The organism is Sphingomonas sp. 66-10 (assembly GCF_001897045.1).
GTDB classification, from domain to species: domain Bacteria; phylum Pseudomonadota; class Alphaproteobacteria; order Sphingomonadales; family Sphingomonadaceae; genus Sphingomonas; species Sphingomonas lycopersici.
The window spans coordinates 235-4,783 of the sequence record NZ_MKRR01000113.1; the positions used below are offsets into that span (position 1 = coordinate 235).

Here is a 4,549-nt window from a genome sequence, read left to right on the forward strand (position 1 = left end):
CGCTGACGCCTCAGCCGGTGCAAAGGCGCGAGCGTGGACAAGGGCTTGGGAGTGAGCGGAGTGCCGCGCGAGGGCGGCCGCATCGCGCGCATCGTCGCGCCTTTGTATCATCGCATCCTCGATCGGATCGACGCCGGGCTCGCGGTCGGCGCGATCGACACCGTGTTGCCGGACGGGACGCGGCGGTTGCTCGGTGGGCGCGGCGGGGCGCCGGTGGCGACCGTCGCGATCCACCGCTGGCGCGCGCTGCGGCGGCTCGCATTCGCCGGATCGATCGGCTGGTATGAGGGCTGGGCGGCGGGCGACTGGTCGAGCCCCGATCCGGTGCCGATCTTCGATCTGTTCATGCGCAACCGCGCCACCTTGGGCGATGTCGGGCGCGCCAAGGGGCTCGCCCGGATCGCAGCGCGGCTGTTCCACGCCGCGCGCCGCAACGATCGCCGCGGCGCGAAGCGCAACATCACCGCGCATTACGACCTCGGCAACGATTTCTACGCCGAATGGCTCGACCCGACCCTGACCTATTCGAGCGCGATCTTCGCCCCCGGCGACACGCTGGAGCAGGCGCAGCGCCGCAAGCTCGCCGCGATCCTCGCGCGCACCGGTGCCGGCGCTGGCGATCGCGTGCTCGAGATCGGCTGCGGCTGGGGCAGCTTCGCGCTGACGGCGGCGCAAGCTGGGGCGAGCGTCCACGCGATCACGCTGTCGGCCGAGCAGAAGGCGGTGGTCGAACAGCGCACCGCGGGCTTGCCGGTCGAGGTGTCGCTGGTCGATTATCGCGACGTCACGGGCACTTACGATGCCGTCGCGAGCATCGAGATGGTCGAGGCGGTGGGGCAGGAATATTGGCCCGATTATCTCGCCGCGATCGCCCGCGCGCTGAGACCGGGCGGCCGTGCCGCGATCCAGCTGATCGCGATCGCCGACGATGTGTGGGATGCCTATGCGCGCAACACCGATTTCATCCAGCGCTATATCTTCCCCGGCGGGCTGCTGATCTCCGAAAGCCGGTTCCGTGCGCTGGCCGAGGCGCAGGGGCTGGACTGGCGCGATCGCACCGGCTTCGGCGCCGATTATGCCGAAACGCTGCGGCAATGGCGCGTGCGCTTCGACGCCGCGGTGGCGGAAGCGCGGCTGCCCGCGCGGTTTGACCAGAATTTCGTCGACTTGTGGCGCTATTATCTGATGTATTGCGAGGGAGGATTCCGCGGGGGCGGAATCGATGTCGCACAAGTGACATTGGTGAAGGGGGAAAAGGGATGCGCTGGACCGGTCTGATCGCGGCGACGTTGCTGGCGGGCGCGGCGCCGGGTGCTGTTGGCGCGCAATCGCTGCCGGCGCCGCAGCAGCATCAGCCGCAGCAGGCAGTCGAGGGCGGCGTCCCGCTCACCGCGGAAAATCGCGCGCATGTCGAGCGCGCCGCGGCGGAGGTGCTGTTCTGGAACCAGGAGCAGCGCGACCAGAATTTCCCGCACATGGAAAAACTCTTCCCCGGCCATGTCGTGCACGCGGCGAAGAAGCCGCTCGCGCTGCCGCCGGGGCCGCCGTTGCCGATCGCGGCGGCGACGGTCGATGCCTTCATCAAGGCGCAGAATGTCGCGGGGCTGATCGTGCTCCAGCAGGGCGCGGTGCGGCTCGAGCGCTATGCGCGCGGGCTCGACCGCGACGGGCGCTGGACGAGCTTCTCCGTCGCCAAATCCTTCACCTCGACTTTGGTCGGCGCGGCGATCCGCGACGGCTATATCAAATCGGTCGACGAGCCGGTGACGCGCTACATCCCCGATCTCGCGGGCAGCGCCTATGACGGGGTGACGATCGCGCAACTCCTCACGATGACCTCCGGGGTCAAGTGGAACGAGGATTATACCGATCCCAAATCCGATGTGGTGCGGATGTTCTCGACCCCGGCGCCGGCCGGGGTGGATCCGACCGTCGCTTATATGCGCACCCTGCCGCGCGAGGCCGCGCCGGGGAGCAAATGGGTCTATAAGACCGGCGAGACCAATCTGATCGGGGTGCTGGTCGGCAATGCGATCAAGCAGCCGCTCGCCAATTATCTCACCGAGAAGGTGTGGCAGCGCTACGGCATGAGCAGCGACGCCTTCTGGATGACCGACCCGGCGGGGCATGAGATCGGCGGCTGCTGCATCTCGGTCTCGCTGCGCGATTATGCGCGGATGGGGCAATTGGCGATGGAGGAGGGGCACGGCATCGTCGCCCCCGAATGGTTCGCCGAGGCGAGCAAGCCCCACGCCGATACCGGGCGCGGGCCGGGGTTCGGCTATGGCTATCAATGGTGGACCTATCCCGAGGGCCGATTCGGCGCGGTCGGGGTGTTCGGGCAGAGCATCACGATCGATCGCGCGAGCAAGACGGTGGTGGTGATCCTCAGCGCCTGGCCCAAGGCGACCGATCCGGAACTGTCGCGCCAGCGGCTGGCGTTCCTCGGGGAGTTGTTCAAGGCCGCCAAGGGGCCGCTGGTGCAGGTGCCGCACCGGCGGCATTGAGCGCGTTGCGCAAAAGGGGGATACCTCTCCCCGTTCGGGCTGAGCCTGTCGAAGCCCTGCACTTTTCTTCGGAAGAGGAAGTGCAGCCCTTCGACAAGCTCAGGGCGAACGGAAGTTTTTCACCCCGGTGTCCTTAAACGGGCGACCAGTCGAGCGTATCCTCGCCCTCGTCGTCCTCGCTGACCTTGCCGTGTTCCGGCCCGATCGCCTCGATCAGCCGGTCGAGCGCCCAGTCGACGCCGATCCCGCTCGCGCCCGAGATCGGGATCACCGGCGCGCCGCTCGCTTCCTCCAGCTCGCCGGAGAGCGCGGCGATCAGTTCGTCGTCGAGCGTGTCGATCTTGTTGAGCGCCACCACCACCGGCTTTTCGTCGAGCCCCGCGCCATAGGCTTCGAGCTCGTCGCGCACGATGCGATAGCTGTTCGCCACGTCGGGATCGTTGGCATCGACCAGGTGGAGCAGCACGCGGCAGCGCTCGATATGCCCGAGGAAGCGATCGCCGATCCCCGCGCCCTCGGCCGCGCCCTCGATCAGCCCCGGAATGTCGGCGATGACGAATTCGCGCTGCTTGTGCCGCACCACGCCGAGCTGCGGCCGGGTGGTGGTGAAGGCATAGGCGCCGACCTTGGCCTGCGCGTTGGTCACCGCGTTGATGAAGGTCGATTTGCCCGCATTGGGCAGCCCGACCAGCCCGGCATCGGCGAGCAGCTTGAGCCGCAGCCACACCCACGCCTCGGACGAGGGCCAGCCGGTGCCGTGCTGGCGCGGCGCGCGGTTGGTCGAGGTCTTGTAGCTGGCGTTGCCGCGCCCGCCGTCGCCGCCGCGCAGGAACATCTCGCGCTGGCCGACCTCGACCATATCGAGCAGCAGCGTCCGCTCCTCGTCGTCCGCGAGGATCTGCGTGCCGACCGGCACCTTGATCACCAGATCCTCGCCGCCCGCGCCGGTGCGGTTCGAGCCCGAACCGCCTTGCCCGCGCGGCGCGCGGAAATGCTGGGTGTAGCGGAAATCGATCAGCGTATTGAGCCCGGCGACCGCCTCGAACACGATGTCGCCGCCCTTGCCGCCGTTGCCGCCGTCGGGCCCGCCATATTCGATGAACTTTTCGCGGCGGAAGCTCACCGCGCCGGGGCCGCCGGCGCCCGAGCGGACGAAAATCTTGGCCTGGTCGAGAAAATGCACGTCAGTTGATCCGGTCGTGAAGCAGCATCTCGCGCGCAAGGTGGCGCGCGCGATCGCGGGGAAGGCCGAGCGCGCGGGTAAGCGGCGCGCCGAACAGCGCGTCGCCCAGCGCCATCAGCACCAGTTGCAGGGTTTCGTCGGCGATCGGGCGCTCGTCCTTGGAATGATCGGCGGCAAGCTCGTCGACCAGATCGTGGATCGCCTGAAAGATCGGGTCGAGCGCGTCCTCGTTGCCGGTCAGGATCATCCAGCTCGCCAGCGCGCCGGCACCGCCGGTGTCGAACGCGTCGAAGGCGAGCCCGACGATCTCGGCCGGCTCCTGATCGGTATCGCGCTGGCGCAATACCGCCTCGCGGATCGTGCCGCTGATGAAGTCGGCCATCCTGACGATCAGCGCCTGGCGCAACCCGTCCGCCGAGCCGAAATGGTGGAGCAGATTGGCGTGGGTCCGCCCGATCCGCGCCGCGACCGCCTTGAGCGTCACCGCCTGCGGGCCGACCTCGACGAGCAGATCGCGCGCCGCTTCGAGCGCGGCCTCGCGCGATTCCTCGGGGCTCAGCCGCTTGCGCGCGGGGAGGGGGGTGACGGACATATGACGGCTCTCGGCGCTTTGCAGGGGAAATACAATCGTGGAGTTGGTCCCGCGGGGCGGGGGAGCGGTTTAACGAGGGTGGCGGAGTCGCCGGGGTCTTCGTGTCCCCGCGCAGGCGGGGACACGGGTTCAGGCCGCGATCGGCAGCGACCTCATGTCCGCACCATTGTCGTCGAGATCGAGCGCCAGCACCGCGCAATCGACATTGCCGCGATGCGCGACCGAATAATGCGGCTCGCGGCGCACCTCGCGGAAGCCCAGCTTGGT

General features: G+C 68.4%; 5 protein-coding genes. 2 read left to right on the plus strand and 3 right to left on the minus strand.

Annotated elements, in window-relative coordinates:
• Positions 1–33 precede the first annotated feature (33 nt).
• Together BGN95_RS11925 and BGN95_RS11930 are read left to right on the plus strand one after the other, a co-directional pair.
• Positions 34–1,278, plus strand: a complete 1,245-nt coding sequence (locus tag BGN95_RS11925; RefSeq protein ID WP_286772722.1) for an SAM-dependent methyltransferase — start codon at positions 34–36, stop codon at positions 1,276–1,278.
• Positions 1,260–2,507, plus strand: a complete 1,248-nt coding sequence (locus BGN95_RS11930; protein ID WP_286772723.1) for a serine hydrolase domain-containing protein — start codon at positions 1,260–1,262, stop codon at positions 2,505–2,507. Before BGN95_RS11925 ends, BGN95_RS11930 begins: the two co-directional genes overlap by 19 nt.
• A gap of 133 nt (positions 2,508–2,640) precedes the next feature.
• Here BGN95_RS11930 and obgE read toward each other — a convergent pair whose 3' ends face one another.
• From obgE to BGN95_RS11945, 3 genes are all read right to left on the minus strand, one after another.
• Positions 2,641–3,690, minus strand: coding sequence for a GTPase ObgE (gene obgE / locus BGN95_RS11935; protein WP_286772724.1), 1,050 nt, complete (start codon positions 3,688–3,690; stop codon positions 2,641–2,643).
• 1 nt (position 3,691) lies between these two features.
• Positions 3,692–4,282 carry a TetR family transcriptional regulator gene (locus tag BGN95_RS11940; RefSeq protein ID WP_179513482.1) on the minus strand — a complete coding sequence of 197 codons (591 nt, stop codon included), beginning with the start codon at positions 4,280–4,282 and terminating at the stop codon, positions 3,692–3,694.
• Between the two features lie 129 nt (positions 4,283–4,411).
• The coding region (locus BGN95_RS11945; RefSeq protein WP_286772732.1) for a hypothetical protein at positions 4,412–4,549 on the minus strand (138 nt) is incomplete at its 5' end.

Excerpts from the sequence above, each read along its gene's own strand:
- BGN95_RS11940 (WP_179513482.1), bottom strand. The coding sequence starts at position 4,282 with ATGTCCGTCACCCCCCTCCCCGCGCGCAAGCGGCTGAGCCCCGAGGAA.
- BGN95_RS11930 (WP_286772723.1), top strand. The coding sequence starts at position 1,260 with ATGCGCTGGACCGGTCTGATCGCGGCGACGTTGCTGGCGGGCGCGGCG.